Origin of the sequence: Enterobacter sp. PGRG2 (assembly GCF_030291195.1) — a bacterium.
Lineage (GTDB): Bacteria > Pseudomonadota > Gammaproteobacteria > Enterobacterales > Enterobacteriaceae > Enterobacter_D.
On the sequence record NZ_CP127837.1, the window covers coordinates 4,162,462 to 4,163,731 of the forward strand.

Here is a 1,270-nt window from a genome sequence, read left to right on the forward strand (position 1 = left end):
GTCGCGCTCAGGCGTTCCGCAAAGCCAGCGGCGTTTTCTCCCGCTGCCGTTTTCAGCGTCACGGTTACCGCCGAAGTGCTGACGCCATCCGCAGGCAGCGTGACCGGCGAGGCGCTGGTCGTGGATACCAGGCTTGCGACATCCATGCCGCTGACGTTCACCTTCATCTGGCTGGTGTTTGAAGCATTGCCCTTTTTATCCCGCGCGACGGCGGAAAGCACATACGTATTGGCGCTGCCGTTTTTCCACGCCGGGAAGGTCAGCACCACCTGCTCGGGGCTGGAAGTATCGGCGATTTTCCCGCCCTGGCGGAAGAATTCATCCCCCTGCCAGTCGATTTTTTCAAGGCCGTATTTGGTTTTGACCTTCGCCGTCACCGTCTGCTTTTCCCCTTCCGCGCCGGTTAATTCGGGCGGCAGGCCCAGCGAGATCAGATCCTGCTTGCGGTACTCCAGCACGATATTATTGTTGCGATCCACTAAATCCATGCGGCTGCCGAGCAGCGAGCGGCGCAGGGCGACCTGGTCCGGATCGAGCTGGGTGCTGAGCGGCACGCCAGGGGTCCAGGAGACGCCCAGATTCACCTGGGTGTCATTTTTACCGCCCTTACCGAATTTCTGGTTAACGCCCAGCGTCATCATTGGCACCGGGGTGTAATTCAGCCCGAAGGTAATAGCATGCGGGTTTTTCTGCCGGTCGTCTTCGTCGTCGCTGAACAGGCCGACGCTGTCGCCATAATATTGTTCGTAGACCAGCGTGGTGCCCAGCTGCGGCCAGGCGGGTAAATAACCATTGGCGCGAATGTCAAAGCCGTTGGCGACCCGCTCGTCATAGTCGCTGTATTCTTTTGATGCCATCCAGTCGCTGAGTCGGAAATAGCCGTTGGCGGAAAGTTTCAGGTAATCCCAGCCCATTTCCGTGCCGACACCGAGGCGTTTATGGTGATTAGCGGAAATCTGCTCATCGTAGAAGACGTTGGTGCCCCACATCCAGCTATCGCTAAAATAACGATAGCCAAAACCGGCGTTCACCATATTTCGCTCATCGTAACGACGTCCACCCAACTGGGTAAACCAGAGGTGTTCTTTTCCGTCATATAACGGCAGCAGCAGATCCAGTTCAGACTCCTGGAGAGTGAAATGTTCATCGGTGCTGATGCTGACGCGGGCGGTACCAAACTGATTAAGCCAGTTTTGCACTTCGGCCGTCGCGGCGCTGGTCGCTGTGGAGACGATAGCGTCGTCGAGCGCCCCGCCATTACCGCCGTTTA

Annotated in this window: 1 protein-coding gene; it reads right to left on the reverse strand. The window is 57.4% G+C overall.

What is annotated here, in order from left to right; translation table 11 throughout:
* A partial coding sequence (locus QRD42_RS18565) for an inverse autotransporter beta domain-containing protein (protein WP_321988795.1) occupies positions 1–1,270 on the reverse strand: 1,270 nt, incomplete at both ends.